3 protein-coding genes are annotated in these 1,503 nt (G+C 62.5%); 1 reads left to right on the top strand and 2 read right to left on the bottom strand.

Going from position 1 to position 1,503, the window contains the following annotated elements:
- On the bottom strand, nucleotides 1-188 hold a 188-nt coding region (locus EOA60_RS32490; protein WP_281060800.1), incomplete at its 3' end, for a nitrilase-related carbon-nitrogen hydrolase.
- Between the two features lie 104 nt (nucleotides 189-292).
- Nucleotides 293-1,012, bottom strand: a complete 720-nt coding sequence (locus EOA60_RS32485) for a DNA-3-methyladenine glycosylase I (protein ID WP_067328175.1) — start codon at nucleotides 1,010-1,012, stop codon at nucleotides 293-295.
- A 197-nt stretch (nucleotides 1,013-1,209) separates the two neighbouring features.
- Here EOA60_RS32485 and EOA60_RS32480 point away from each other — a divergent pair.
- A partial coding sequence (locus tag EOA60_RS32480; protein WP_128312591.1) for a DUF1003 domain-containing protein occupies nucleotides 1,210-1,503 on the top strand: 294 nt, incomplete at its 3' end.

Raw genomic sequence — 1,503 nt, 5'->3', positions numbered from 1 at the left:
TTCAGCACCAGGTCTTCCGGCGGATAGCCGGCGAGGAAGAGCTCCGTGTAGAGCACCAGATCGGCGCCCTGGCGGGTCGCATCCGCCCTTGCCTCGCGCGCCTTGGCGAGATTGCCGGCGACATCGCCGACGGTCGGGTTGAGCTGGGCGACGGCAATGCGCAGTAGGTCGGGAGCGGTCTGGGTCATGAATTGGATTTAGCGTGGCGGCAATCGCCGGGCAATGGCGATTGCTTGTGCCACCCAGGACTGGCCGGCGAATGCCGGTCATGTCCCGCCTCAGCCGGAGGCGATCAGGCCTGCTCGCCCATGTATTCGCGCAGCGTCTCCGGCGAATGGTTCTCGCCGATCGACATCGCCAGAATGCGCGAGATGTGCCGGCGCGGCAGCCCGGTCGCGGCGGACCATCGGTTGATCTGCGCCTGGATCTTGTCGAGATCCCGCTTCGAAGTCGGGCTTTCGGCGATGTCGAGACCGGCGTCGCGCAGCGCCGCCGCCATGTCGGCGGAAACAATGAAGGTGTCCCACTCCAGCCAGCGCAGAAAATACTGGCCGGTGTTGCCGCCGAGCCGGCTGCCATGCTTGCCGAGATAGGCGGTCAGCCCGACCTGGTCGTCGGCCGGCCAGTCGGCCAGGAACTTGCCGAAGCCGCCATGTTCCTTCGAGACGCGGTCGACGAAAGCCGCGTTGTCGCGCACGGATTTGATCTTTTGCGGGTTGCGCACGATGCGCTTGTCGGACGCCAGCTCGTGCCAGAAGTCGTCCGGCTGGAACAGGAGCCGCTTCGGCTCGAAGCCAAGGAACGCCTCCTCGAAACCAGGCCATTTCTGCTCGATCACACGCCAGACGAAACCGGCGGCAAAGATGCGCTCGGCCATCGTGGAGAGGATGCGGTCATCATGAACTTTCGCCACGGCAGCGTTGTCGGGCATAGGTCCGAGCAGCGACGCCAGCGCCTCTTCACCGCCCTTGCGTTTTGCCGCCCGGGCACGAATTCGCTGGAAATCGGCCATTTCCGCCCTCGCCTGTGCCGACCAATCTATCACTTCCCGTCAGGCTCGGTAGCCTCTACCTCTATACGCAATTCCAGGAAAAGTGCGAAGCGGTTTTCCGTCCGGAATTGAGTGAGCTAAGTAAGCAATCTCAGGAAAAAGTGCGCAGCGGTTTCCATCCGGATTCTTGGAACCCGGGCCTGACGACGGAGAGGACGATGAACAAGACGGTCGAGGATCTGTCGAACCGCTGGCTGAAGCGAAAGCCGGACGGTCTCTCTCCTCTCGAGAGCCGCGTGCTGAAGTCGACGCTGGAACGCACCACCATCACCAGGGACACCAACAAGGCAGTCGCCTTTCATCAGAGCTATGGCGATCGCGTTGCCGACACGATCGCCCGTATCGGCGGCTCATGGTCCTTCATTCTGGGCTTCATCGCCTTTCTGGTGCTGTGGACCTTTGGCAATGTCTGGCTCTTGTCGCGGAACGCCTTCGATCCCTATCCCTTCATC

The sequence above is a fragment of the Mesorhizobium sp. M1A.F.Ca.IN.020.06.1.1 genome, assembly GCF_004023265.1.
In the GTDB taxonomy this organism is placed as follows: Bacteria; Pseudomonadota; Alphaproteobacteria; order Rhizobiales; family Rhizobiaceae; genus Mesorhizobium.
This window is presented reverse-complemented; position numbering and strand designations above follow the sequence as displayed.